Raw genomic sequence first — 24,792 nt, 5'->3', positions numbered from 1 at the left:
AAATAAAGAAGGGTTAAAACCCTTACTACAAACTTACTCTAAATCTATATTCTTGAAACTTAAATGAATAATACTGTTAATGTAGATAGAGATTTTCAGATAATGGAATATCTGGAGGATTATGGCGCTTTGGTGGCAGGAGTCGATGAAGTTGGCAGGGGTTGTTTATGTGGTAGTGTGGTGGCTTGTGCAGTGGTTTTACCCTACAATCAGGCTTATTTGTTGGAAGATATGGGGGTAAAAGATAGCAAAAAGTTGACTGCAAAACAACGATTAGCGATGATTTCTTTAATTCAAGAGGTTGTAACGGATTGGTGTATTGCTGAAGTTGATAATAGCACGATCGATTCTATCAATATCCATCAGGCTTCGTTGTTGGCTATGAGTCAGGCTATCAAAGGTTTATCGGTGTCTCCTTCTCTGTGTTTAATCGATGGTAAGTTTTCTGTACCTAATTTGCCTTATGCTCAAGTTAGTCTGGTGAAAGGGGATGCTCGATCGAGTATCATTGCTAGTGCTAGTATATTAGCTAAGGTCGATCGAGATCAAAAAATGATCTTTTATGATAATCAATATCCTGAATATGACTGGAAAAATAATAAAGGATATGGCACAAAAAAACATTTATTAGCGATACAAAAATATGGGGTAACTCCCTTACATCGTCTTTCTTTTTCTCCCTGTCAAATAGGTAAAAATTAAGAGTAATTAATTAATCACCCACCGTGTAATTTATTACACGGCTATTATAATCTCGTTCAATAAATTGAACTCAAAAACTCTAAAGAAGATTTAATTATTCATTCATCATTTCTAATTCTCAATTCTCAATTCTCAATTAATTATGAAATTTCCATCTATTAAAAATACCGCTCAAAAAACCTTAGATTTATTCAAAGTTGATGAGTCACAAATTGCTGAATTATTAGAGTCAGTTCGATCGAATTTACCCACAACAGAAGCCTTATTAATTGGCAAACCCCAAGCAGGAAAAAGTTCGATCGTGCGAGGATTAACAGGGGTTGGTTCTGATATTATAGGACAAGGTTTTCGCCCTCATACTCAATTCACAAAACGTTATGCTTATCCCTCAGAAGAATTGCCATTACTGATTTTTACTGATACCGTAGGTTTAGGAGATGTTAATAAAAATACAGAGCAAATTATCCAAGAATTAACCACTGAATTAGACATAGAAACTAAACGAGCTAGAATCTTAATTTTGACGATTAAAATAACTGATTTTGCTACCGATAGTTTAAAAATTATTGCTCAAAATTTAAGAAAAAAATATCCTCAAATTCCCTGTTTATTAGTAGTAACTTCTCTCCATGAACTTTATCCAGATTTAACTTTAACTCAACATCCTAATTATCCGCCAGATTTTGCCGAAATTAATCGGGCTTTTGAAGAAATAAAAAATACATTTAAAGGACTGTTCGATCGAGCAATTTTAATTGATTTTACCTTAGAAGAAGATGGTTTTAATCCTGTGTTTTATGGTTTAGAAAACCTCCGAGATTCCCTCGCCGAATTATTACCATCTGCCGAAGCAAAAACCATTCATCAACTATTAGATGAAACCGTCAATTCTGAGTTAGGAAATTTATATAAAGACGTGGCGAGACGCTATATTTTAGCCTTTTGTATCATGGCTGGTACTGTGTCCGCAGTACCTTTACCCTTTGCCACCATGCCCGTTTTAACCGCCTTAGAAGTGACAATGGTAGGGATGTTAGGACAACTTTACGGACAAACTATCACGGCCTCTCAAGCAGGAGGAATTATAAGTGCGATCGCAGGAGGATTTTTAGCCCAAGCCATCGGTAGAGAATTAATTAAATTTGTACCCGGATTTGGTTCAGTGGTAGCGGCAAGTTGGGCGGCTACCTATACATGGGGGCTTGGAGAGGGCGCTTGTGCCTATTTTGGAGACATTATTGGGGGTAAAAAACCCAATCCAGAGAAGATAAAACAGGTAATGAAAAATGCTTTTGAAAATGCCAAAGAACAGCTTAAAATTGAGAATTGAAAATTATGGGTTGTCGAAAAAGTCTGTTAATGAGAAAAGGATTGAATGTAAAATGGATTAATAAAGATAATTTATCGACAAAATTTTGGTTATCTCCTGTTTTTTTAGCGAGAAATATAAAATTTTCGGGTAATGAGTGAAATTAAAGAATATGATTTAGTAATTTTAAATCAAAATACACAAGTTATTCATAAAGAAACATTAAAATATTAAAATATTAATGTAAAATTAAGGTGTATTAAGAAAAAATTTGCAGTAAAATTTCATGGAAAGGTTGATTAATTTAACTATAGAAAAATTACCAGAAGGTTATTATTTAGCAGTCTCTGATGATTTACCCGGATTAGTCGCACAAGGAAAAACCATCTCAGAAACGATCGTTATAGCCAATGATGTTGCTCAGAAAATTTTAGAATCAATGGCAGAAAAAAATCAAATACCTTCCTTATTAATACCCGCTGATAATTTCAGTTATCCCCTAGTTATTAATCAATAAAATTATGGGAAGATTATCAGGTTTTCGCTATCGAAAAATTGTCAAAATATTAAAATCTTTTGGTTTTATTTTAGATCGTCAAGGAGCAGGAAGTCACGAAATTTGGTACAACCCTGAAACCAATCTTTATACAACTATTCCTAATCATAGTGGGGAAATGCCAGAAGGAACATTAAGGGCGATTTTGAAACAAGCACAAATCAATCCAGAAGACTTTTTAAAAAGATAAAGTTATTTCTGCCCTTCACGCCTCAGAGAATATTCGTGAATTTACATTATCTCATTGTATAAATTTAGATGCTCGATTACCCGTGCGAATGTACGTAAATTGAAGGGTAAATGGATTAAGGTGGGCAATGCCCACCCTACCGTTACTATTTTAATTGGATAGTTTTAGGTTTATCGAACATATGCACGGTATCCACAAAACGAGCAGTACTAGACTGACTAGAGATTACCAAACTTTGGGTTCTTGCACCACCATGGAAGAAACGAACACCTTGCATTAAAGTACCGGGGGTAATACCACAAGCGGCAAATAACACGGTTTCTCCAGAAGCTAATTCATCAGCATTGTAAACTTTATCGGGATCAGTAATACCCATACTGCGTAAACGCTCAAGGTTACTTTCTTTGCTTTCACCAATTAAACCAGTTTTCACGACTTCAGGATCATAAATTAATTGTCCTTGGAAGTGACCACCTAAGCAACGCATAGCGGCAGCGGAAATAACTCCTTCAGGGGCAGCACCAATACCCATTAAGGCATGAATATTACTACCAGAGAAAGCACAGGAAATCGCCGCAGAAACGTCACCATCGCTGATTAAACGAACTCTTGCACCTGCTTCACGGATTTCTTTCACTAAGTCGTTATGACGTGAACGATCCATTACGACAACTACTAATTCCTCTATACTGCGATTCATACACTCAGCAATGATTTGGAGGTTTTCTGTAGCAGATTTGTTGATGTCCACATGACCTTTGGCGGCAGGAGGTGCAGCTAATTTTTTCATGTAGAAGTCAGGCGCTGCAAATAATCCACCTTTTTCGGAGATGGCTAATACTGCCATTGAGCCGTTTTGACCGTATGCTACAAGGTTAGTACCTTCGCAGGGATCAACAGCGATGTCAATTTCGATTAATTCTTCTAGGTTACAGAAGTTACCAGCGTCGGGGCGAGTACAAATACCGACTTCTTCCCCAATATAAAGCATGGGTGCATCGTCTCTTTCTCCTTCTCCGATGACGATTCTGCCGCGCATTTTGATTTTATTCATTCTTTCGCGCATGGCTTCTACGGCGACTTCGTCAGCAATGTCTTTTTCGCCTTTTCCCATCCATTTTGAAGATGCGATCGCAGCTTGTTCTACTACTTCAATAATCTCTAATCCTAGAGTGGTTTCTAACATTTATATCCTCCAAAGATATGTAATTAAACTTATTAGTATCTAAATTAATAAAAAGTTATCCACAAAAAGTGTATCAGAGTCAGGGATCACATCTCAAAGTTTTTTAATTTTTCTTAGTCTGAGGAGTTGGGGAGTTGGGGAGTTGGAGAGTTGGGGAGATAATTGTTAATTGTTCATTAATATTTAAGATACATAACAAAATGTACCTAGTAAAGCTCAAAATAAGTTACTTTAAAAATAAAGATAATATTATTAAAACTCTTATTAGTGATGATTTGCTGAGATTAAAAATATCTTAATTAATGAGGGAATTAATGTTCAATTAGGAGTATAATTATGACTGAAAATAGTGGTGCATCGATTAGGAATATTGCGATCGTAGGGACTTATTCTAGTGGAAAAACTACCTTATTAGAAAGTTTATTATTCGTTTCAGGGGCAATTCATCGTAAGGGTAGTGTTAATGATGGTAATAGTGTGGGAGATTTTTCGGTAGAGGCAAAAACCCATAATATGACGATCGAAATCACTTCTGCTTATACCCAATATCAGGATATTAATTTCACTTTTCTTGATTGTCCCGGTTCAGTGGAATTTATGCAAGAAACTTATAATGCTTTAGTGGGTGCTGGAATGGCGATTATTGTTTGTGAGCCTTCTGTAAGTAAAGTATTAACCCTCGCACCTTTGTTTAAATTCCTCGATGATTGGCAAATACCTCACCTAGTTTACATCAATAAAATGGATCGATCTCAAGATTCCTTTTTAGATGTGCTAAAAGCTATCAAAGATGTTTCTAGTCGCCCTCTTGTCGCACAACAATATCCTATTAAACAAGATCAAGACATCATCGGTTATATCGATTTAATCACCGAACAAGCCTACCATTATCATCAAGGTAAGGTTGCAGATTTAGTGGCTTTTCCTGACGATTTAAAGGAAATAGAAACCCAGACACGACAGGAGATGTTAGAAACTTTAGCGGATTTTGATGATCATTTATTAGAGGAATTGCTCGAAGAAATTGAGCCTCCTCAAGAAGAAATTGTTAAAGATTTAAAAATGGAATTGGGGGCAGATTTGATTGTACCTGTCTTTTTTGGTATTGCCTCAGAAGATTACGGAGTGCGCCCTTTACTCGATTGTCTCACGAAAGAAGCCCCTGAACCCAGTGTCACTTCTCAAAGACGGGGTTTAAATATCTCGAATCAAGATACGACGATCGCGCAAGTATTGAAAACTTACTATAATGCCCAAGGGGGAAGACTATCTTTAGTCAGGGTTTGGCAAGGTAAGTTAACTGATGGTATGACTCTTAACGGTGTGAGAGTGGGAGGAATGTATCGTTTGATGGGCAGTCAACAAAAATCCTTAAATTCGGCGGAAGTTGGGGAAATTGTAGCGTTAGGACGACTAGAAGGCATCAAAACAGGGGAAACTCTCACGGATACTTCTAACAAGCTCAAATCTCTCCCTCAAGCTCAAGTTTTTAAACCTGTTTATGCTAAAGCCGTTATCGCTGAAAACCGCCAAGATGAAGTAAAAATTTCAAGTGCGATCGCCAAAATCTTAGAAGAGGATACCTCCTTGACATGGGAACAAGACGAAAACACTCATGAAGTTATTTTGTGGGGACAAGGAGAAATCCATTTACAAGTAACATTAGAACGATTAAAAAATAAATATAACTTATCCTTACTGACTCAAAACCCGAAAATTCCTTATAAAGAAACTATCCGTAAAAGTACAAATGTTCATGGGCGTTATAAACATCAAAGTGGTGGTCATGGAGCATTTGGTGATGTATATTTAGACATTAAACCTTTACAACGGGGAGAAGGTTTCCAATTCCAGCAAAAAATTGTTGGTGGTGTTGTGCCGAAACAGTACATTCCGGGAGTAGAAACGGGAGTAAGAGAGTACCTACAACAAGGAGTTTTAGGTTATCCTGTGGTGGATATAAGCGTCACCCTCACGGATGGATCATATCATTCTGTGGATAGTTCCGAACAAGCCTTTAAACAAGCGGCACGAATTGCCATGACAGAAGGAATGCCTCAATGTGAACCTATTTTACTTGAACCAGTGCTACAAGTCGATATTTCTGTGCCTTCGGAATTTACCTCAAAAGTTTTACAGTTAGTTAGCACCCATCGAGGACAGATTTTAGGTTATGATGCCATGGAAGATTGGCAAAATTGGGATCAAGTTAATGGTTATTTACCTCAAGGTGAAATGCAAGACTTTATTATTGAACTTCGATCGTTGAGTTTAGGGGTAGGATTCTTTAATTGGCGCTATGATCATTTAGATCAAGTTCCAGATAAGGTAACATCTAAAGTTTTATCAAGGGAATGAACTATGGGTAACAAGATTACATAATTAATTTTACGCAATCTTGAGCAATCATTCCTCATTATTTTTAATTTCTCGTCTGACGGCTAACATTGTTATATCATCAAATTGATCTGCTGTACCAATATGCTCTAAGACACTATCTCTAATGGTATTGACTAACAAATGCACGGAGTTAAAGGGTTGTTGCAAAATGGCATTTAATCTTTTGTCATGGTAAAATTCTTTGGTGATAGAACGAGCATCGGTTACGCCATCAGTATTGCCAAATAGTATGTCTCCTTCTTCGAGATAAATTTGTTTGCAGTTAAAAATCATATTAGCCATCATACCCACCGCTGGCGCGATCGAATCTAGCTCCTGTTTTCTGTTACCATAGGAATCGGTGATGATCAAGGATTCATGCCCTGCGTTAATATAAGTTAATAATCCCGTCTCAGGTTCTAAAACACCCACAAACATAGTGGCAAACATTCCTAAGTCGCCATGATTATCGGCAACGTAGTTATTGGTTAAACTCACGGAATTAAGGGCTTTTAAGTGTACAGCATTTGTATTTACATTAGAACTTAACCACCCTGTATCTAGGGGTTTATGGGTAGATAGTATCTCATTTATGTTACCTTCGATCGAATTTTGATGAGAAAAAATACGAATTAAACTACGAAAAAGTCCCATAAATAATGCCGCACCAACACCTTTATCGCACACATCGGCTAAAACTAAAACAACGTGATTATTAGGTAAGATGAAAGTATCATAAAAATCTCCTGCTACTTGACGCGCAGGTTTAAAAAAACTCGCTATTTCCCAATGAGGAATTTGTAAGGGTTGGGGGGGTAAAAAATTTAACTGCATTTCTCGCCCTTTATCCAATTCATTGTTCAATTTTTTGACATATTCTATTTCTCTATCTCGTAAAATTTTTTTCTCTAAAGATGTTTCGACTCTAGCTTTTAATAGAGTTTTATTAAAAGGTTTTGGTAGGTAATCTTCTGCTCCAATTTCAATACAACGGATAATATTTTCTACTTCATCAAGGGCGGAAATCATGATGACGGGGATATGTTTTTTCTTGGAATTTTCTTTAATATTTTTTAATACTTGATAACCGTCAATTTCTGGCATTAATAAGTCTAAAAGAATTAAGTCATATTCTTTTTTTTCAATCATTTCTAATGCTTCTTTACCATTAATTGCAGTCGATACAGTATAGTTTTCTTTGGTTAATAAAGTAAAGAGTAAGTCTCGATTATTTTGGTTATCATCTACCACTAAAATATGTCCAGTAATGATATTTTTCTGATTTTCTAAAGATAATTTTGGGTATCTAACTTGAATAAAATTGTCTATGGGAATATGGGATAAGTTTTCTGTTTCATTTATCGGTAAAAAGTTTAATTCTTGAATATCAATAAATAATGCTTTTAGATGAATACCTGATTTATATACTCTATCAATATCCACCATCAAATCTTGATTACTAAATTTTTTTAATATATTTTTTATAAGGTTACAGTTATCTACTATCTCAGTAATTAATGGATTTGTGGCTATTTTTAGATTTAATAAATTTTCGATTAAAACATTTTTTGACTGACTACCATATTGATCATTTAATAGTTGATTTATCAGCCGTAAAACTTCTTTGCCGTTTGCTTGAATATGGTTTAATTTTTCGCTTACGAGGTGGCACTGCGCCATCGAATCTGGTAAATTATCTCCCTGAGAATCCCCTAAAGTTATATCATCTTCTAATTCCTCTAACAACATCTCACTATAACCTAAAATTGCATTAATTGGGGTGCGTAAATCATGCCTTAAATTTGCTATAAATGAGGAATCGATCGATATATTCTCAGCTTTATTAATATCAATATCAGTCATTTTTTTTGTTTTTTAAAGAGAAAAATAATTAAATATTTAGGTACTAAGATTTCACGTTTCAAAATCTTAGTTTAGACAATTTTAACTTAAAAAAGATTCAATTTTAGCCAATAATCTTGGTAGTTCGATCGGTTTAGTATCATAATCATCACATCCTGCCGCTAAGGCTTTTTCATAGTCTCCTTGCATAGCATGGGCAGTTAAAGCAATAATGGGAGTCGATTTTGTTTCCTGCTGTTGTTTTAAGTGAGTTGTGGCACTCCAACCATCCATCACGGGTAAACTCATATCCATTAAAATTAAATCAGGTTTTTCCGACATCGCTTTTTCCACACCTTCACCACCATCCACCGCAAGAATAATGTCATAACCTTTACGTTTTAAACGACGAGAAAGCATATCTCGATTCATTTCATTATCTTCTACTAAAAGAATTTTATACATATTTTTTACCAAAGAATCACACAATAATAGGAAAAAATTTATCAACTATTTTGTTATATTTTACAACCTATTTAATAGTTACACAAAACTCTTTTAATAGTTAATAATGAATCATTTAGTCGTTTTAAAATACTTTTTTACCACAGTCTAAATATTAACTCCGTTGAGTTGTTGTAAATCGATGGGACAATTTTGCCACACAGTGCCATCTAAGGCTAATTGTTCTATATAACTAGCTAATTTTAACGCTTTTAAGGCTTGTTCTCCCCCAACGGAAGGTTGATTTCCTCCTCTGACACAACTAACAAAATGCTCTAATTCTGCGTGTAAAGGCTCAATATTGCTAGTGTAAACTTTTTCAATTAAGCCGTCTTGACGATACAAAATTTGACCGTAATCGGTAGTATAATTAGCGGTAGTTTGACGATGGATCAAAATTTCGTTGTTGAGAAAATCCGCTTCGGTTAAACTTGTATTGCAATGGGCAACTATACGGCGAATTTTACGATGGGTTACTTTACTGGCGGTAACGGTGGCAACAATCCCATTAGCAAAGTTTAAGGTTGCGGTAACGTAGTCTAAATATTGAGATTCCCCAGCACGGCTTCCTGTAGCGCTTAACTTAGTAACGGGTGATCCTGCCAATTCTAGCAGTAAATCTAAGTCATGGATCATTAAGTCTAACACCACAGATACATCATTAGCTCGATCGGCATAGGGGCTCATACGATGAGCTTCTAATGCTAATAAATTCTCTGTTTTTAAAACTTTACTTAATTCCTGAAAGGCAGGATTAAATCTTTCAATATGTCCTACTTGCAAGATACAGTTAGTAGAAGCGGCGGCATTAACTAAAGATTCTGCTTCGGTGATACTAGCTGCGATCGGTTTTTCAATTAAAACATGAACTCCAGCGTTAAGACACTCTAAACCGACTTGATGATGAAGTCTCGTAGGGGCGGCGATACACACTGCATCAACATTTGGTAACATTTCTAAGTAGTTCTCAAAAAAATGAACTCGATATTTACTAGCAATGTCTAAACCTCTTTCCACATTAACATCGGCAATCCCCACTAATTCCACATCTTTAAGTAAACTTAGTACTCTTGTATGATGTTGTCCCATGTTGCCCACTCCAATCACCCCCATTTTTAAAGGATGACTATAGCTTCGTTGTACTGGCAAATTTCCAGACGATAATCTTTGATTTTTCATTATTTATACTCCTCGACACAGATAATTTTTAATATTTTTTAATGTTTTTATTTAATTGAGATACTATCACAGTTATTTTAATTCTGCGGATTTTTTTATATATTTTGCGGATTTTAAGTATAGGTATGACTTAAAGTTTACCATAAGGTTAAGTATCAGGGGTGAAGTTTGAGATTTTAACGAGAAAATTTGCCACTAATTTTAGTGAATAAAATCTGTAATTCTGGTAATTTTAAAGGCATGATTATTAACAAGAAAATACCTAAGGCGATGAAACTGGATATAGTTAAATTAATTAATTGAATTAATAAACCTTTTTCATCCCATAAAGATACTAATAATTGATTAGTTCCCCAACAGCCAAAACTAGAAATAATAGTAGCTAACACTAAACCTAAGAAAATAAATAACCATTGTTTTAAGGGTAAACTATTTAACCGTTTATGTAATATCCAAATCAGAGCAATTATGGAAAAAATGTTTACTCCGATCGTACTAAAAACTAAACCTTGAGTTTGAAATTGTTTAACTAAAAAATAATCTAAAATAAGATTGACAAAAATATTAATTATACTAATTTTAAAGGGTGTTTGGCCATCTCCTAAAGCATAAAAAACTCTAACTAAAACATCCCTAGCTAAGTAAAAAAACATTCCCGTTCCATAGGCTAATAATACTGGTGCGACAATGCCTGAATCGGAAGATTTGAACACACCACGTTCATAAATTACTGTTACGATCGGATTAGATAAAGCGGTAAAAATAGCAGTTAAAGGAAACATGGTTAAAGCCGTTAAAATCAAGCCTTGACGGATTCTCATTTTCAATTCATCCCAATTTTCGGGACTTGCTAAACGAGAAAATACGGGTAAAAATGGCACTAATATCATATTAGAAATAATACCCAAAGGAGTTAAAACGACAAAGTTAGCGTAGCGCATTGCTGCGGCTGCATTTTCGATATAGGAAGCAAAATATAAATCTGTATAAACATTAATATGTAGCATTCCTGAAGAAAGAGTTGCAGGTGCCATAACTTTCATCACGTCATTTACTCCATCTCTACCCCAATCAAAACGTAATTTTAAGGTACTAATACCAAGTTTTATCTGGGTTATTTGTTGTGCTAACCATTGCCAAAGTCCTCCAGCTAGGGTAGTTCCTGCTAACATGATACTGCCAAATTGAATATACTCAGGGGCGTTAATTTTATCTCCTAAAAACCAGAATAAACCGCCGACACCAATAACAATTGTTAGGCTAGAAAAAAGAGGGCTAATACTTGGTAGCCAATATTGATCTGAGGCGTTTAAACTACCAAAACCGATGCCAATTAATCCGGCAAAAACTGCTAAGGGTGCCATAATTTGCAGTTGTAAAATTGCCATATTCCGAACTTCTGTGGTTAATCCGGGGGCTAATAAATCAATAAATTTATCGGCATAAATAACTAATATGATGGTGACAACTAATAATATTGTACTAACAAGGGTGGTAATAGTTTCAATGAGAGGGGCAGCATCTTTTTGGCTTCTTTTTGCTAAAACACTTACAAGAGAACTATGAAAAGGACCGTTAATTCCTCCTAACAAAATTAACAAAAATCCGGGTATGACATAGGCATAGGCATAGGCATTGACGACAGCACCAACTCCAAAGGCGGCGGCAACGATTTGCTCTCGTACTAAGCCAAATATCTTACTAATAAATGTTGCTAAGGCTACAATTCCAGCTATACTGGCTAAGGATTTTTTACTGTTCACTTCGATCGACTGCTATAATTATTTGACCTATTATCTAGCAAAACGGTTCAAATGTGACTAGGGCATAAAAAAATACAATCACTAAACAGTAAAAATTAAATTAAAAGTTGGTAATTAGAAGTTCAAAAATTTCGCCTCTTTTATCTCCTTTTGAATTAATATTTCTTCTTGCTTTTACTCTTTTGATATTATATTGCTTATAAAGTTCATCAAAAAAGTTATTGGAACTATCATAATTTTTTACATCAGAGTTACTAAGAATAAAATAGTTTCCTTGTCTATGGATTTCATCACAAAATTCTTTTAATCTTATTTGTTCTTGATCATCAAAATTATGCTCTGAATAAGAAGTAAAAGAAGATGTTAATTTAATAGGTTTATAAGGGGGATCTAAATAAAAAATAGTATCTTTATTTATATAATTTAAAGTTTCTTGAAAATCACCGTTTAAAATCTTTACTTTTTGCAAATAATGATGGACAGATATTAAATTATCTTTGTCACAAATATTGGGTTTTTTATATTTTCCAAAAGGAACATTAAATTTACCTTTTTTATTAACTCTATAGAGTCCATTAAAACAGGTTTTATTCAATAATAATAATAAAGCTACTTTTTCAGTAGAATAATTATTAATAGAATTAAAAACTTCTCTCTTTGCTAAATAAAATTTTTGCTTTTCTTCTACGGTATTTAATAGATAATATTGAGTTTCTATATCTAATAATAAATCTATTAATTCTAAATAATTTGTTTGTATTTCCCGATAAGCATTAACCAAATTATAATTAATATCATTAATAACTATATTGTCTATTTTGTCAAATTGATTTAAAATATGAAATAATATCGCACCACCTCCTACAAACGGTTCAATATAACTAAATTTCTTCTTTTTTTCACTAATAATTTTATTAATTAATTGAGCAATTTCACTAATTAACTGGGTTTTTCCTCCTACCCATTTGAGAAAAGGTTTTGGATTTTGTAAAGAAATAACTCCCGATGAAGACATAATAAAAATAGAAAAATATTTTGCTTATTCTCAGCATAACTTAATTCCATGGAAAAGTTGTAAAGCTCGATCGCATCGCACCTTACCTTCATCAAAACTAGGTTAAGATTAGATAACTTTGATAGAAAGGGCAAGTTAAGAGATAATGAAATCTTGACCAATATGGAAAATTAGTATATATATTATGTTAAGAGCTGGAATTGTGGGATTGCCGAATGTGGGTAAATCCACCTTATTTAACGCTGTAGTGGCTAATGCGAAGGCGGATGCCGCAAACTTCCCTTTTTGCACGATCGAGCCTAATGTGGGGGTTGTAGCCGTGCCTGATGAACGTTTGGAGGTGTTAGCTAAAATCTCTAAAAGTGTTAAGATTGTACCCACTCGTATAGAATTTGTGGACATTGCAGGATTAGTCAAAGGTGCATCGAAAGGGGAAGGTTTAGGAAATCAATTTTTGGCAAATATTCGGGAAGTGGATGCCATTATTCATGTGGTAAGATGTTTCGATGATGATGATATTATCCACGTTTCTGGTTCAGTTGATCCTGTTAGGGATATTGAAGTTATCAATTTAGAATTAGCTTTAGCAGACTTAACTCAAGTGGAGAAGCGAGTAGAGAGATTGAGAAAACAGGCAAAAAATAATAAAGAAGCGGCTGAAGAAATGGAAATTTTAGAGCGGATTTTGCCGATTCTTAACGATGGTAAACCTGCCAGATTGTTAGAATTAACTCCAGAGGAGGAAATCATTGTTAAGCCTTTGGGATTGTTGACTTCTAAACCTGTGATTTATGCGGCGAATGTCACTGATGAGGATTTAGCTAGTGGTAACGAATGGGTAGAGCAGGTTAAACAACAAGTTGCGTCAGAAAATGCTAAGGTGGTGGTAGTTTCTGCACAGGTGGAATCAGAATTAGTTGAGTTATCTTCTGAAGAAAAAGCAGAATTTTTAGACTCCTTAGGGGTAAAAGAAGGGGGTTTGCAGTCGTTAATTAAAGCGACATACGAGCTACTTGGATTGCGTACCTATCTTACCACAGGGGAGACGGAAACCAGAGCATGGACTATTATAGCAGGAATGAAAGCACCCCAAGCGGCGGGAGTTATTCATACTGATTTTGAAAGGGGTTTTATTCGGGCAGAAACTGTTGCCTATGAAGATTTAGTGAAAACTGGTAGCATGGCGACGGCAAAAGAACAAGGTTTGGTTCGATCGGAAGGAAAGGAGTATATTGTAAAAGAGGGAGATGTTATGTTATTCCGTTTCAATGTTTAATTAGGAGATAGAAGAAAATTGTAGTTAATATCAGGTTCGGTTCAATAATTGTAGTATATTTTCACGCAAAGACGCAAAGGCGCTAAGATGCGAGGAAGCAAAGTTTTATTATAAGTGATTCTCCGAATTTGATATTAGATGCTCCTCAATAGATAATTAACAATGTTGAAAACTAACAGCAATTATGCTTAATTTATTATCGATAATTTTTCTTATTTTAACTCTAGGCTCGATCGTCTATTATTTATATAGTTTGTATTCGTGCCATAGTTTTTTTTCTTTAGAAAATAAGATTAATCCAGACTTTTCTCCCCCTATTTCCATCCTCAAACCTTTATGGGGTTTAGAAACTAATTTAGAAGAAAATTTAACTTCTTTTATTAATCAAAATTACCCTCTATATCAAATTGTTTTTTGTGTACGAGATAAAGATGATCCTGTGATATTCTTAGTAGAAGAATTAATCGTTAAATATTCACAGCAAGATTTAAAATTAGTAGTGATCGATCGAGTCATCGGCTATAATTATAAAGTCAGTAATTTAGCTAATGGTTTTCCCTATTGTGATTATGATTTAATCTTAATTGCTGATAGTGATATAGAAGTTAAAAAAGACTATTTAAGCACGATCGTACAACCTTTACAAGATGAAAAAGTAGGGGTTGTTACTTGTTTATATCAGTCTTTTGCAGATAATTATATCGGCATTATTGAATCGTTAGGGGTAGCTTATAATTTTATTCCTAATGTTTTAACCGCTAGACAATTAGAAGGGATAAACTTTGCATTTGGTTCAAGTATTTTAATCAGGAAAAAAGTCTTAGAAAAAATCGGTAATTTTCAGAGAATAGCTAATAGTTTAGCTGATGATTTTTTGTTAGGGAATTTGCCCACAAAATTAGGTTATCAGACAGTTTTAGTTAATTATATCGTTAAACATCACATCGAAAAAGAAAGTTTTGATAACTATTTTAAAAGACAAATTCGCTGGTTTCGTTGCATCAAAGTTGCACGATTTAAAGGCTATTTAGGCATGATTTTTACCTTCGGTATCGTTAATAGTTTTATTTTTTCGATCGTCCTTTACTTTAATGTTCTTAGTTTATCACTATTATTAATTACTTTTTTCTTAAAATTAATTTTAAGCTATAATATCGGTTTTAAATATTTAAAAAATATAACCATAAAAAACTATTTAGGCTTAGTTGTTGTGGTTGATTTTATGCAATTTTATATTTGGTTAATTGCTTTATTTGGCAATAAAATTAAATGGAAAAATAGTCAATTTATCCTCAATCAAAAAGGAGAATTAATTTTTCTAAAATAATTAAAAGTGGGCATTGCCCACCAAAATATAAGTAAATTTTCAACTAAAATCAAATTTTTTCTTATATTTTATGAGCGCAAATAGCGAGAAAAATTATAATTAGTATCTTGCACTCTAGCAATTCTATTATTCGTAAAATTTCTGATAAAATCATAAGCGGGATAAGTAATCATGAGAAAAAGAATAACCAGAGTAATTTGTTTGGTAAATTTAGACATAGTTTTTCACCTGATAAAAAATTAACAATCATTGATGAGAAATAAAGATTTAATAACATACCAAAAATTAAGAAAAAAATGCTTAATTTTCCTTACCAATGGTTAGGAATAAAGATTTAATAACATAGGAAAGTTTACCCTTAAAGATTGCTTTGTGCCTCCCTTCGGGGAATCTGACTTAACTAAATTATTTAACTTCCATTCCTTCCCAATGATTAAACAGTTTTGGAAATTATTTTCTTTTTACTCTTTTGTTTGCATTATTCCTTCGCTCATCCATTACTGAAAAGATTAATCAGTTTTGGTTAAAAATGCTGATGCCATCATAACACACAGAATTGAGAATGAATGAGAAAAGAGTGTTTTAGTTAGGGTTTGCAGTTTTCGCAATTTTTACTCAAAAATTCAACACTTTTAATATTAGTTATAAAAATACAAATATACTTATTCTATCTATCAATAGCATCAAAACCTTGATGTTTCATTATTTCTCCTGTCTCCTGTCTCCTGTCTCCTGACTCCTATCTCCTACCTTCATCACTTATACTATGAGGCAACCCCTAGTTATCTAGTTTTTTGTTAAGAATTTTTAACCAGAAATCTTCGATCGAGCTGTAAAAAACAGGTACAATAATCAGACTAAGAAGGGTAGAAGTGATTAAACCACCAATGATAGCCACCGCCATCGGTTGTCTTAATTCCGCGCCAACCCCCCACCCTAAGGCAATGGGTAACATTCCTAGGATAGTAGAAAAAGTTGTCATTAAAATAGGGCGCAGTCTTGTCATGCCTGTTAAAACTATAGCATCTTCCCGAACCATCCCTTTTTTGCGTTGTTGTTTCGCATAGTCGATTAAAAGTAAGGCATTTTTGTCGAGTAATCCCAGTAAGAAAATGACTCCGATGAGAGAAATCATACCGAAATCGCTTTGGGTGATAAGTAAAGCCACCATAGCGCCGACAATGGATAAAGGTAAAGTAAAACCGACTACCAAAGGTTCGAGTAAACTACCGAATAACGCCCATAGTAACGATAACATAAACACGATCGAGAGGATAAAGATAATAGTAAACTGTCGGGCAACTTCCTTCATTCTGCCATAGTCACCCCCTAAAGAGATATTTACATCCGAAGGCAATAAAGGGGAGATGGTATTAACAACTTCTGCGGTTAAATCTCCTAACACATAACCCTCCGCCATATTTGCCGAAAAAGTGATCGATCGAACTCCGTTAAAATGTTCTATGGTAGGGATATTATCAATATTTTCAGGTAAAGCAGGAGATATTGTTAAATCCGTTAACCCCGAAAGACTATCAAGGGAAGCCTTAACCTTACTAGCAGTTTCAAAAAGAGAAGTCAGATTTTCCCCCTGTAAAGCAAAAGAAAAAGGTTTCTCGTCACCAGTGTCAACAAATTTTATATCCTCAACACTAATATTGACACCTTTAACCGCTGGTAAATTTTCCCTTATCTTATTTTGTACCTGCGCAGTCGTCAAAATTCTATCCTTTCTTAACTTCACATAGATTTTACCCTTATTCGGTTGCCCACGAAAACCGACAATATTAAAAGTGGATTCCACATCAAGAATTTCTAAAATAGAGGCTTCGATATTATCACCAACTCGGCGACTTCTTCTCAACAAGAAACCCTCTGGATTTTGACTAACTTCCCCTAACCAACTAAAACTAGAGTTATCCGTAACGGAGGTTTCTTTTTCTTGATTTTGATTAACATTCCACCCCCTAGGAATTTGCGGTAAGTCGCTAGTGTAGATAACGTTAAACTCTCCCCTGTCTAATTGAGGAATAAAACCTTGAGGAATCAAAGGAATTAAGGCAATACCCACGACAAAGCTAATTAAAGCAATCAGTAAGACAATTTTACGATGAGATAATGACCATATCAATAGATTACGATATTTTTCGACCACTCGATCGCCCATAGATTGCAAATTGAAAATAAATCTCCCCTCTCTCCTTGTCTTCCTGTCTTCCTGTCTGCCTGTCTCCCCAGTCTTCTTCCTTAGCCATAGCATCGCTAAAACAGGAGAAAGAGTGCGCGCCACCAGTAAAGAAATGATGACGGCAGCAGACACCGTTAAACCAAAGGGTTTAAAAAATTGCCCTACATTTCCAGTTGTCAAGGCAACGGGAAGAAATACGGCGACAATAGTTAAAGTTGATGCGGAAGTGGTTAAGCCAATCTCGTCACTACCTTTGATAGCTGCTTGTTTAGGGGAGTCTCCTGCTTCAATGTGACGCATAATATTTTCGACATCCACAATGGCATCATCGACTACGATACCGATAACTAAGGCTAAAGCTAATAATGTGATGCTTTCTAAGTTAAAGTTTCCTATCGCCATGACAATAAATGTGCCTAATAAAGAAATGGGAATGGCTAAGGCGGTGATAAGGGTTGCTTTTATGTCACCCAAAAACGGAAATATGATCACTATTGCTAAAATAATAGCTAAAACTAAGGTGTCGATCGTGGCTTGGGTGGCTTCTTTGATATAAGTAGCCTCCGTTTGCGCAATATTTACCTGAATATCACTGTCAGCTAAAGAGGGAGTTAATTTTGTGATGGCAATTTCTACATCTCTAACCACCTCTAAAGTATTGCCATCTCCTCGTTTAATAATTTGAATACCTAAGCCTTCTTTTCCATTGAAACGAATTAGGGAAGGATATATATCTTTTTTGTCGGGGGTTTCCAATCCTAAAACATTTACCTTGAGAATACCTTCGATAGATTCTAAGGAGGGGATAACTTTTTCTGTGGCGATATTTGCTATTTCCTCAACGGTTAAGTTATCGCTAGTTAAGACATAACTGATAGCTGACGACTCATTTAAGTTATAGGGGAGTATCTCCAGCTCGCTGTATGGTGGTAACGTGACAGTTTCAAGTATTTGCTCAACGGTTTGCTTTGTGTTGTCGAGGCTATCTCCGGCAAAAAAAATCGATGTGATGACTGTTTGATTGGGAAAGGTTGAAGATGACACCGTTTCGATCGAATCAAGAGTAAGTATAGACTGCTCGATGGGATTTGTCAAGTTGGCTTCTGTTTCTACTACCGTCTCGAAGTTACCCGAAGCGCGGATAATGATAACGGGAAAAGTCACATCTGGAAACAAAGCATATTTAAGGGAAGAAAAAGCTAATAACCCCGCTACGCTAACGGCTATCCAAAAATTAATAGTTAACCAAGGGTGATGTATCGCAAACCGAGAGATATTTAATCGTTGACGAAAAGAAAGATTCATGAATAATTACAAATGAGAAATGAAAGGTTATACCAAGTTGGAATAATCAGTTATAAAATCAGTAGTAATAGACAAAGCCATTAAACTTCAATTATATTTAATAGAATAACTGCAAAACAATAAGTATATATACTCAAGATTTAATAAAACAATCAAACAGATAATAAAATTATAGGTTGCAAACGCACCTTCAGAAAAAAGTTGCAAACCTTGATAATATAAAGATTATAAATTATGGGAAATGCTTACTTAAATTATGCAGTTATCAGAAAGAATAAAATCTTTAGAAAAAAATGTTTTTGCTGATATGGATAAAGCAAAAACTGAAGCTAAATTACAGGGAAAAACTATTATAGATTTGTCTTTAGGCTCATCAGATTTACCTACTCCTAAACATATCATAAGTTCGATCGAACAATCTTTAAATAATACTGAAAATCATGGTTATTTATTACATGGTGGCACAGCAGAATTTAGAAAAGTTGTTGCTAATTGGTATGAAAAAAGATTCGGTATTTTTGTGGATTGGCAAACAGAAGTTTTACCTTTAATTGGTTGTCAAGAAGGCACTGCTCATTTACCTTTAGCTATTCTTAATACAGGAGATTACGCATTATTACTTGATCCGGGCTATCCTTCCCATGCAGGAGGAATTTATCTTGCAGGAGGGCAAATTTATACTATGGCTTTATTAGCTGAAAATAATTTTTTACCTCAATTTAATGAGATTCCTCAAGAGATTTTAAATCAGGCAAAAATGATGGTTTTAAATTATCCCCATAATCCCACCAGTGCCACCGCTTCTTTAGAATTTTTTGAGTCTGCTGTAGAATTTTGTAAAAATAATCATCTCGTTTTAGTCCATGATTTCCCCTATATGGATATTGTTTTTGACGAAAATAAACCCCCTTCAGTTTTACAAGTTGATACTAAAAAAGAGGTTTCGATCGAATTTTTTACCTTCTCAAAATCCTATAATATGGGCGGTTTTAGAATCGGTTTCGCCATCGGTAATTCTCAATTAATTACTGCATTAAAACAGATTAAATCTGTAGTGGACTTTAATCAATATAAAGGCATTTTAGAAGGTGCAATTACCGCCTTAACATCCTCTCAAAAATGTGTAGAAGAAACCGTCAAAACTTATCAAGAAAGGAGAGATTTTTTAATAGCCGAATTAAATAAAATTGGTTGGAATGTACCGAAACCTTCAGCAACTTTATATGTATGGGCAAAACTACCTAAACAATGGGAAAAAAACTCGATCGATTTTTGTATAGAATTAGTGAAACAAACAGGAGTGGCTTTGTCTCCTGGGGCTGGTTTTGGTGATAATGGAGAAGGTTATGTGAGATTTGCCTTAGTCAAATCTCCTGAAATTTTACAAGAAGCAATAGAAAAAATAGCTATTTTTATGAATAAATAAAATATAAGATATGGGAGAATTAAATATTAAAATGTTTATCTAATGATTGCTAATATTATTTCTTCTATTATATAAGGGGTTTAAGCTCTTAGCTTTTAGATTTGTTATGCTTATTTTGCTACGAATCATTTAGGATTGCCATATTAATTTAATAACCCTTGAAAATCCATTTTAGCTTAAAACATTTCAAAGTTATTAAGGCGATATTTATTTTTGATTTTATGTAACTCATGATGAGGATTCATGTCATTAGATAGCACCCAATGAATAGATGTAACAGGTTTTTTATGCCCTGCAATTAGATCATGAATAATGGCTATTTTTCTTTTAGCTTCAAATAATTTATGAGAAAATACAAAATCTATTCCCCAACCACTAATACTTTCATAAAAAAATTCTTTGCTTTTTAAGTAACCATAATTAGAAAAAAAAGGCATCATTACTTCGACAAAATTTGATTCTTTAATTAAATAACCTGTTTTGTGGAATAAATGGGGAAAATTCACATAACTATCTAGGGATAAACTTGGTTGAAACAAATCTAAATTAAAAGTTTCTGCAATAAATAACATTTTATTTATATCACTAATAGAAAGAAAAATATCATGATCAATAAAACCATAATAAGAAAAATTTTGAGGTAATTTCTCTGATAAAATTTGCATTATTTCTCCTTTTCCTTCGGTTTTTTGAGAAAAATAATAAGTAATAGGATAGGGTAAGTTAGGAAGGTAATTTTCTCCAGTAAAATCAAAAAGACAAATATTAAATTTAGGTATGGTGTCGAAATAAATGGGTATGGGTTGATTTGGTTGAATGTTAATGGCAATTAGTGCAGAAAATTGAGATTTATTTTCTCTATAAGTTAATTGACAAAGTCGATTACGGGTTTCTTCTAATAGTTTTTGAAATTCAATAATATGAGGTTTTTCTGTTAATACTAAGCGACAAATTTTTTCCACTTGATGATAATTTCCTTGGGTAAAATTATCATTTGCTTCTTGAAAAAGAACTTTTACAGTTTTTCCCGTCATATAAAAATTTTTGATGAAATTAATTTAATTATTTTAAAGTAAGAAAAGGTAATTAATGATTAAATTTTAACTAACATATTTTTGGGCTAAGATTATTTTCACTTAAATAATCTTGAATTTGTCGATCGTGATCATGGGCTAAATTTCCCAAAGGGAGATTCTCTTTAGAAAAGGCTTTCACATCCAAAATTTCCCAAGTATCTTTTACCATCATTTCTCCTGTTACTTGGGTTTCTATTAGTATAGAGATAGAATGAAGACGAGGGTCTCGATCGTGTGCTGAATATATCCCAACTAAACGACCCATTGTCACTAAATCTAATCCCGTTTCTTCTTTCAATTCCCGTTCGATCGTAGTTGGTATGTCTTCGCCCCAATCCACCATACCACCGGGTAAACTCCATTGTTTTGTATCACGGCGATAAACTAAAACAATATCACCATTAGGCAAAACGGGTACAAGAGTTACCCCTAGTATGGGGTGACGGAAAATTATTTTTAATACGGCTGAAATAAATTGCCAATGACGCTTCATTAGGGAATGGGGGAAAGGTGGACAGGTGGACAGGTGGACAGGTGGACAGGTGGACAGGTGGACAGAAAGATTAGGAGACTAGGAGACAGGTAGAATTAACATACAGTTATTATTTTCTGATGGGGGAGGGTTTAATATATTAAACCCCTACGTTATTCATTCTCCATTTTCAATTCTCCATTCTCCATTTTCAATTCTCCATTTTCAATTCTCCATTTTCAATTCTCCATTCTCAATTCTCCATTTTCAATTCTCCATTCTCCATTCTCCATTCTCCATTAAAGATTAGTCTTCGGCGAAAATATAACGATATAATTCGCTAGGATCGGGTTCTGGACTAGCTTCGGCAAATTCTACCGCTTCATCGATCGTCTTTTGCACTTTTTTATCAATGGCATCTAATTCGCCTTGAGTGACAATGTTATTTTCCGTTAAATACTTGGCAAATTTGATAATCGGGTCTCTGGCGTTCCAAAATTCTTTTTCTTGGGGGTCTCTTAATTCGTCTGGATCGGCGAGGGAATGACCCCGAAAACGGTAAGTTAAGGCTTCGATGAGGGTGGGACCTTCTCCTGCCCTAGCCCTCTCTATAGCTCTTTGAGCTACCTCTCTGACGGCTAATAAGTCCATACCATCGACTTCATAACCTTCCATATTGAAAACACTGGCTTTTTTGTAGATTTCTGGTTGGGAAGTAGCTCGATCGTGTGCCATCCCGATCGCCCATTTATTGTTTTCTACCACATAAATGACAGGTAATTTCCATAATGCCGCCATATTGAGACATTCAAAAAATTGACCATTATTACTAGCACCATCCCCAAAAAAGCATACGGACACTTGATCAAAATCCTGATCACCTAAAGCTAAACGGCGATACATACTTTGATAAGCTGTACCTGTTGCTACGGGGATACCTTCGGCTACAAAGGCATAACCACCTAATAATTTATGTTCTGCTGAAAACATATGCATTGAACCACCACGCCCTTTACTACAACCAGTAGCTTTCCCGAAAAGTTCCGCCATAACTTCTTTGGCAGGAACTCCACTACTTAAAGCGTGAACATGATCTCGATAGGTACTGCATACATAGTCATAATCTGGTTTTAAGGATTTGATAATACCGCTCGATACGGCTTCTTGTCCATTGTAGAGGTGAACAAAGCCAAACATTCTACCACGATAGTACATTTCGGCGCATTTATCTTCAAATAAGCGCCCTAAAACCATGTCTTCGTAATAAATTAAACTTTCTTCTTTAGTAATTTTAACTTTAGAGTTATCAAATTTAGGGAGAGTTCTTTCTTTTGTTGCCATAGTATTTTATTTTAGTTATCTCTAATTTATTATTAGCGATCGATGAACAATTAACAATGATTAATGCCATACTAAAACTTTAGCTTCATAAGTACCCAAATCGATCGTGATACCATTATCACCTGATTCTATGTCATAATTACCTGTCCACTCGTGCCATTTTCCATTTGCTGGAAAGTTAGAAATTTGATACCCTGCCCGAAAAGTATCAGAAAAGTTTGCTATCACGACAATACGAGAGCCTTCTTCATTCCAGCGAGTATAGGCAAATATTTTGTCATCGTTATTTTCGTGGAAAAAATCAATGTTTTCTGTCCACAACGCACGATTATTTTTGCGTAAGGAAATTAAACCTTTATAGTATTGAAATAAATTTTGATTGAATTCGTTGTCTAAAAGTTGCCAATCGATTTTCGAGGATTCCAGTTTTTTATATTTAAACTCCCCAAATTCTTCCCCCATCCAAATTAATGGTACACCCACCGCCGTCATGAGTATTGCAACCCCTAATTTAATGCGTTTAAAGGCTTCTTCCGAAAAAATCTTTCGATCGCCCAATTCTGCCATACAATGATTATGGTCATGGTTAGTGAGATAATTAACTACATTACTCGCTCCCATAAAACCCTGTCGTTTGCAATCAATAACATCTTTGAGGTTTTCTAAATCAAATCTATCTCCGCAAATATGCGCCATGATTGTCTGATAAAAACTTTCATGCCAACAACTATCCATTGGTCCTTCTGCATTGGTAATACTAGGGGTTTCTGGGATATACTCAGCGATCGAGAAAAAAGGTTTTATCCCTGCGTTTTTTTTACCTTCCTTAACAATCCAGTGCATAAAATCATAGTTAGCAATTTGTCTAGCGGCATCAAAACGAATGCCGTCAATATGATATTCTTTCACCCAAAAAGTCAGATTATCCCCCATAAATTTCCAAGCGGGATGTATTTGTAAAGTTTCATCATATAAATCGTAATTAAATTCAGGTCCCCAGTTATTATCAGGATCACGGGGTGAGTGATGACACCAATAATCATAGTCAATTTTGGTTAAGGGGGCTTCTGCTTCTGAGTGGTTATAAATAGCATCTAAGATGACACGGATTCCTTTTTCATGACATAAATCGATGAGGTTTTTTAAGTCTGAAGTTTTGCCGTAACTTGATTCACAGGCGAAAAAATGACGAGGATTATAACCCCAACTATGATCTCCCGGATACTCATTCACGGGCATTAACTCAATAGCATTGATACCTAATTCCCACAGATAATCGAGTTTTTCGATAATATCTTGATATTTGCCACGGGCTTTGTTATCTTTTTCTCCCCCTGAAAAATCCCCTACATGAAGTTCATATATAATTAATTCACAATCTGATGGTAAATATTGTTCATCGTGTAGCCAAATATATTCATCAACAATTCGATCGCCCTCCTTAATGGTAATTACAGCATTTTGAGAAGAATCATCAATATCTGTAGCATAAGGATCAATTACATCAATCCATTCATCCGCCTCTAAAAACCAACTACGAGATTGAACACGAAATTTATATTGATAACTACCATCATCTAAGGAAACTGACGTGCGAAAATAACCATCATCACCTTTTGTCATGGAAATTTCTTGCCAATCAGAAAATGATCCCATTAATGTGGCATTTTTATTATAGGGTGCAAATAGTTGAAATTCAATTAAATTATTCATTATTCATTATTCATTATTCATTATTCATTATTCATTCCTCATT

Annotated in this window: 20 protein-coding genes; 8 read left to right on the top strand and 12 right to left on the bottom strand. The window is 34.5% G+C overall.

The genetic code is table 11. From position 1 onward, the window contains the following. Window positions 1-63 precede the first annotated feature (63 nt). The 4 genes from SYN6308_RS08460 to SYN6308_RS08435 all read left to right on the top strand — a co-directional run bounded on the left by SYN6308_RS08460 (window position 64) and on the right by SYN6308_RS08435 (window position 2,757). On the top strand, window positions 64-702 hold the full coding sequence (locus SYN6308_RS08460; protein WP_017294005.1) for a ribonuclease HII: 639 nt from the start codon (window positions 64-66) through the stop codon (window positions 700-702). Window positions 703-844: 142 nt separating this feature from the next. Continuing rightward, on the top strand, window positions 845-2,032 hold the full coding sequence (locus SYN6308_RS08455) for a YcjF family protein (protein ID WP_017294004.1): 1,188 nt from the start codon (window positions 845-847) through the stop codon (window positions 2,030-2,032). 265 nt (window positions 2,033-2,297) lie between these two features. Beyond that, window positions 2,298-2,528, top strand: a complete 231-nt coding sequence (locus SYN6308_RS08440) for a type II toxin-antitoxin system HicB family antitoxin (RefSeq protein ID WP_017294002.1) — start codon at window positions 2,298-2,300, stop codon at window positions 2,526-2,528. A 4-nt stretch (window positions 2,529-2,532) separates the two neighbouring features. Then, window positions 2,533-2,757 carry a type II toxin-antitoxin system HicA family toxin gene (locus SYN6308_RS08435; protein ID WP_017294001.1) on the top strand — a complete coding sequence of 75 codons (225 nt, stop codon included), beginning with the start codon at window positions 2,533-2,535 and terminating at the stop codon, window positions 2,755-2,757. A 145-nt stretch (window positions 2,758-2,902) separates the two neighbouring features. Here the strand turns inward: SYN6308_RS08435 and glpX are convergent, their stop codons facing one another. Beyond that, window positions 2,903-3,943, bottom strand: coding sequence for a class II fructose-bisphosphatase (gene glpX / locus SYN6308_RS08430; RefSeq protein WP_017294000.1), 1,041 nt, complete (start codon window positions 3,941-3,943; stop codon window positions 2,903-2,905). A 336-nt stretch (window positions 3,944-4,279) separates the two neighbouring features. On the opposite strand from glpX, the gene SYN6308_RS08425 reads away from it, so the two are divergent. Beyond that, window positions 4,280-6,301, top strand: coding sequence for an elongation factor G (locus tag SYN6308_RS08425; protein ID WP_017293999.1), 2,022 nt, complete (start codon window positions 4,280-4,282; stop codon window positions 6,299-6,301). A gap of 48 nt (window positions 6,302-6,349) precedes the next feature. Here SYN6308_RS08425 and SYN6308_RS08420 read toward each other — a convergent pair whose 3' ends face one another. The 5 genes from SYN6308_RS08420 to SYN6308_RS08400 all read right to left on the bottom strand — a co-directional run bounded on the left by SYN6308_RS08420 (window position 6,350) and on the right by SYN6308_RS08400 (window position 12,625). Continuing rightward, the gene (locus SYN6308_RS08420) at window positions 6,350-8,185 is read right to left on the bottom strand and encodes a SpoIIE family protein phosphatase (RefSeq protein ID WP_017293998.1); all 1,836 of its coding nucleotides are present in this window, start codon (window positions 8,183-8,185) and stop codon (window positions 6,350-6,352) included. Between the two features lie 81 nt (window positions 8,186-8,266). Continuing rightward, window positions 8,267-8,629 carry a response regulator gene (locus SYN6308_RS08415; RefSeq protein ID WP_017293997.1) on the bottom strand — a complete coding sequence of 121 codons (363 nt, stop codon included), beginning with the start codon at window positions 8,627-8,629 and terminating at the stop codon, window positions 8,267-8,269. 147 nt (window positions 8,630-8,776) lie between these two features. Further along, the gene (locus SYN6308_RS08410) at window positions 8,777-9,847 is read right to left on the bottom strand and encodes a Gfo/Idh/MocA family protein (RefSeq protein WP_017293996.1); all 1,071 of its coding nucleotides are present in this window, start codon (window positions 9,845-9,847) and stop codon (window positions 8,777-8,779) included. 176 nt (window positions 9,848-10,023) lie between these two features. Next, the gene (murJ, locus tag SYN6308_RS08405; protein ID WP_017293995.1) at window positions 10,024-11,610 is read right to left on the bottom strand and encodes a murein biosynthesis integral membrane protein MurJ; all 1,587 of its coding nucleotides are present in this window, start codon (window positions 11,608-11,610) and stop codon (window positions 10,024-10,026) included. Between the two features lie 100 nt (window positions 11,611-11,710). After that, entirely contained in the window at window positions 11,711-12,625 is a 915-nt protein-coding gene (locus tag SYN6308_RS08400; RefSeq protein WP_017293994.1) for a DNA adenine methylase, read from the bottom strand. Window positions 12,626-12,809: 184 nt separating this feature from the next. Here SYN6308_RS08400 and ychF point away from each other — a divergent pair, with 184 nt between their 5' ends. Further along, window positions 12,810-13,901 carry a redox-regulated ATPase YchF gene (gene ychF / locus SYN6308_RS08395; RefSeq protein WP_017293993.1) on the top strand — a complete coding sequence of 364 codons (1,092 nt, stop codon included), beginning with the start codon at window positions 12,810-12,812 and terminating at the stop codon, window positions 13,899-13,901. 184 nt (window positions 13,902-14,085) lie between these two features. Next, the gene (gene hpnI, locus SYN6308_RS08390; RefSeq protein WP_017293992.1) at window positions 14,086-15,228 is read left to right on the top strand and encodes a bacteriohopanetetrol glucosamine biosynthesis glycosyltransferase HpnI; all 1,143 of its coding nucleotides are present in this window, start codon (window positions 14,086-14,088) and stop codon (window positions 15,226-15,228) included. A 68-nt stretch (window positions 15,229-15,296) separates the two neighbouring features. Here hpnI and SYN6308_RS24860 read toward each other — a convergent pair whose 3' ends face one another. Together SYN6308_RS24860 and SYN6308_RS08380 are read right to left on the bottom strand one after the other, a co-directional pair. Next, window positions 15,297-15,446 carry a hypothetical protein gene (locus SYN6308_RS24860; protein WP_017293991.1) on the bottom strand — a complete coding sequence of 50 codons (150 nt, stop codon included), beginning with the start codon at window positions 15,444-15,446 and terminating at the stop codon, window positions 15,297-15,299. A 560-nt stretch (window positions 15,447-16,006) separates the two neighbouring features. Next, complete coding sequence (locus SYN6308_RS08380) at window positions 16,007-18,721, bottom strand: efflux RND transporter permease subunit (protein ID WP_017293990.1); 2,715 nt, start codon at window positions 18,719-18,721, stop codon at window positions 16,007-16,009. Between the two features lie 256 nt (window positions 18,722-18,977). On the opposite strand from SYN6308_RS08380, the gene SYN6308_RS08375 reads away from it, so the two are divergent. After that, window positions 18,978-20,147, top strand: a complete 1,170-nt coding sequence (locus SYN6308_RS08375) for an LL-diaminopimelate aminotransferase (protein WP_017293989.1) — start codon at window positions 18,978-18,980, stop codon at window positions 20,145-20,147. 176 nt (window positions 20,148-20,323) lie between these two features. Here SYN6308_RS08375 and SYN6308_RS08370 read toward each other — a convergent pair whose 3' ends face one another. The 4 genes from SYN6308_RS08370 to SYN6308_RS08355 form a co-directional block, all read right to left on the bottom strand. Then, window positions 20,324-21,181 carry a hypothetical protein gene (locus SYN6308_RS08370; protein ID WP_017293988.1) on the bottom strand — a complete coding sequence of 286 codons (858 nt, stop codon included), beginning with the start codon at window positions 21,179-21,181 and terminating at the stop codon, window positions 20,324-20,326. Window positions 21,182-21,251: 70 nt separating this feature from the next. Beyond that, window positions 21,252-21,716, bottom strand: a complete 465-nt coding sequence (locus SYN6308_RS08365) for an NUDIX hydrolase (RefSeq protein WP_017293987.1) — start codon at window positions 21,714-21,716, stop codon at window positions 21,252-21,254. A 285-nt stretch (window positions 21,717-22,001) separates the two neighbouring features. Next, complete coding sequence (gene pdhA / locus SYN6308_RS08360) at window positions 22,002-23,036, bottom strand: pyruvate dehydrogenase (acetyl-transferring) E1 component subunit alpha (RefSeq protein ID WP_017293986.1); 1,035 nt, start codon at window positions 23,034-23,036, stop codon at window positions 22,002-22,004. 60 nt (window positions 23,037-23,096) lie between these two features. Next, window positions 23,097-24,749, bottom strand: coding sequence for an alpha-amylase family glycosyl hydrolase (locus tag SYN6308_RS08355; protein ID WP_017293985.1), 1,653 nt, complete (start codon window positions 24,747-24,749; stop codon window positions 23,097-23,099). Between the last annotated feature and the right edge of the window lie 43 nt (window positions 24,750-24,792).

It is taken from the genome of Geminocystis herdmanii PCC 6308 (assembly GCF_000332235.1).
Lineage (GTDB): Bacteria > Cyanobacteriota > Cyanobacteriia > Cyanobacteriales > Cyanobacteriaceae > Geminocystis > Geminocystis herdmanii.
Note: the sequence above shows the minus strand (reverse complement) of the source record. Positions and strands in the feature narration are given on the sequence as shown.

Bases quoted from the DNA above. Each gene is read 5' to 3' on its own strand.
- SYN6308_RS08440 (WP_017294002.1), top strand. From the start codon at position 2,298: ATGGAAAGGTTGATTAATTTAACTATAGAAAAATTACCAGAAGGTTAT.
- SYN6308_RS24860 (WP_017293991.1), bottom strand. From the start codon at position 15,446: ATGTCTAAATTTACCAAACAAATTACTCTGGTTATTCTTTTTCTCATG.
- SYN6308_RS08460 (WP_017294005.1), top strand. From the start codon at position 64: ATGAATAATACTGTTAATGTAGATAGAGATTTTCAGATAATGGAATAT.
- SYN6308_RS08425 (WP_017293999.1), top strand. From the start codon at position 4,280: ATGACTGAAAATAGTGGTGCATCGATTAGGAATATTGCGATCGTAGGG.
- SYN6308_RS08365 (WP_017293987.1), bottom strand. From the start codon at position 21,716: ATGAAGCGTCATTGGCAATTTATTTCAGCCGTATTAAAAATAATTTTC.
- pdhA (WP_017293986.1), bottom strand. From the start codon at position 23,036: ATGGCAACAAAAGAAAGAACTCTCCCTAAATTTGATAACTCTAAAGTT.
- SYN6308_RS08355 (WP_017293985.1), bottom strand. From the start codon at position 24,749: ATGAATAATTTAATTGAATTTCAACTATTTGCACCCTATAATAAAAAT.
- SYN6308_RS08455 (WP_017294004.1), top strand. From the start codon at position 845: ATGAAATTTCCATCTATTAAAAATACCGCTCAAAAAACCTTAGATTTA.
- hpnI (WP_017293992.1), top strand. From the start codon at position 14,086: ATGCTTAATTTATTATCGATAATTTTTCTTATTTTAACTCTAGGCTCG.
- SYN6308_RS08380 (WP_017293990.1), bottom strand. From the start codon at position 18,721: ATGAATCTTTCTTTTCGTCAACGATTAAATATCTCTCGGTTTGCGATA.
- SYN6308_RS08375 (WP_017293989.1), top strand. From the start codon at position 18,978: ATGCAGTTATCAGAAAGAATAAAATCTTTAGAAAAAAATGTTTTTGCT.
- SYN6308_RS08415 (WP_017293997.1), bottom strand. From the start codon at position 8,629: ATGTATAAAATTCTTTTAGTAGAAGATAATGAAATGAATCGAGATATG.
- SYN6308_RS08410 (WP_017293996.1), bottom strand. From the start codon at position 9,847: ATGAAAAATCAAAGATTATCGTCTGGAAATTTGCCAGTACAACGAAGC.
- SYN6308_RS08420 (WP_017293998.1), bottom strand. From the start codon at position 8,185: ATGACTGATATTGATATTAATAAAGCTGAGAATATATCGATCGATTCC.
- ychF (WP_017293993.1), top strand. From the start codon at position 12,810: ATGTTAAGAGCTGGAATTGTGGGATTGCCGAATGTGGGTAAATCCACC.
- SYN6308_RS08435 (WP_017294001.1), top strand. From the start codon at position 2,533: ATGGGAAGATTATCAGGTTTTCGCTATCGAAAAATTGTCAAAATATTA.
- SYN6308_RS08400 (WP_017293994.1), bottom strand. From the start codon at position 12,625: ATGTCTTCATCGGGAGTTATTTCTTTACAAAATCCAAAACCTTTTCTC.
- glpX (WP_017294000.1), bottom strand. From the start codon at position 3,943: ATGTTAGAAACCACTCTAGGATTAGAGATTATTGAAGTAGTAGAACAA.
- SYN6308_RS08370 (WP_017293988.1), bottom strand. From the start codon at position 21,181: ATGACGGGAAAAACTGTAAAAGTTCTTTTTCAAGAAGCAAATGATAAT.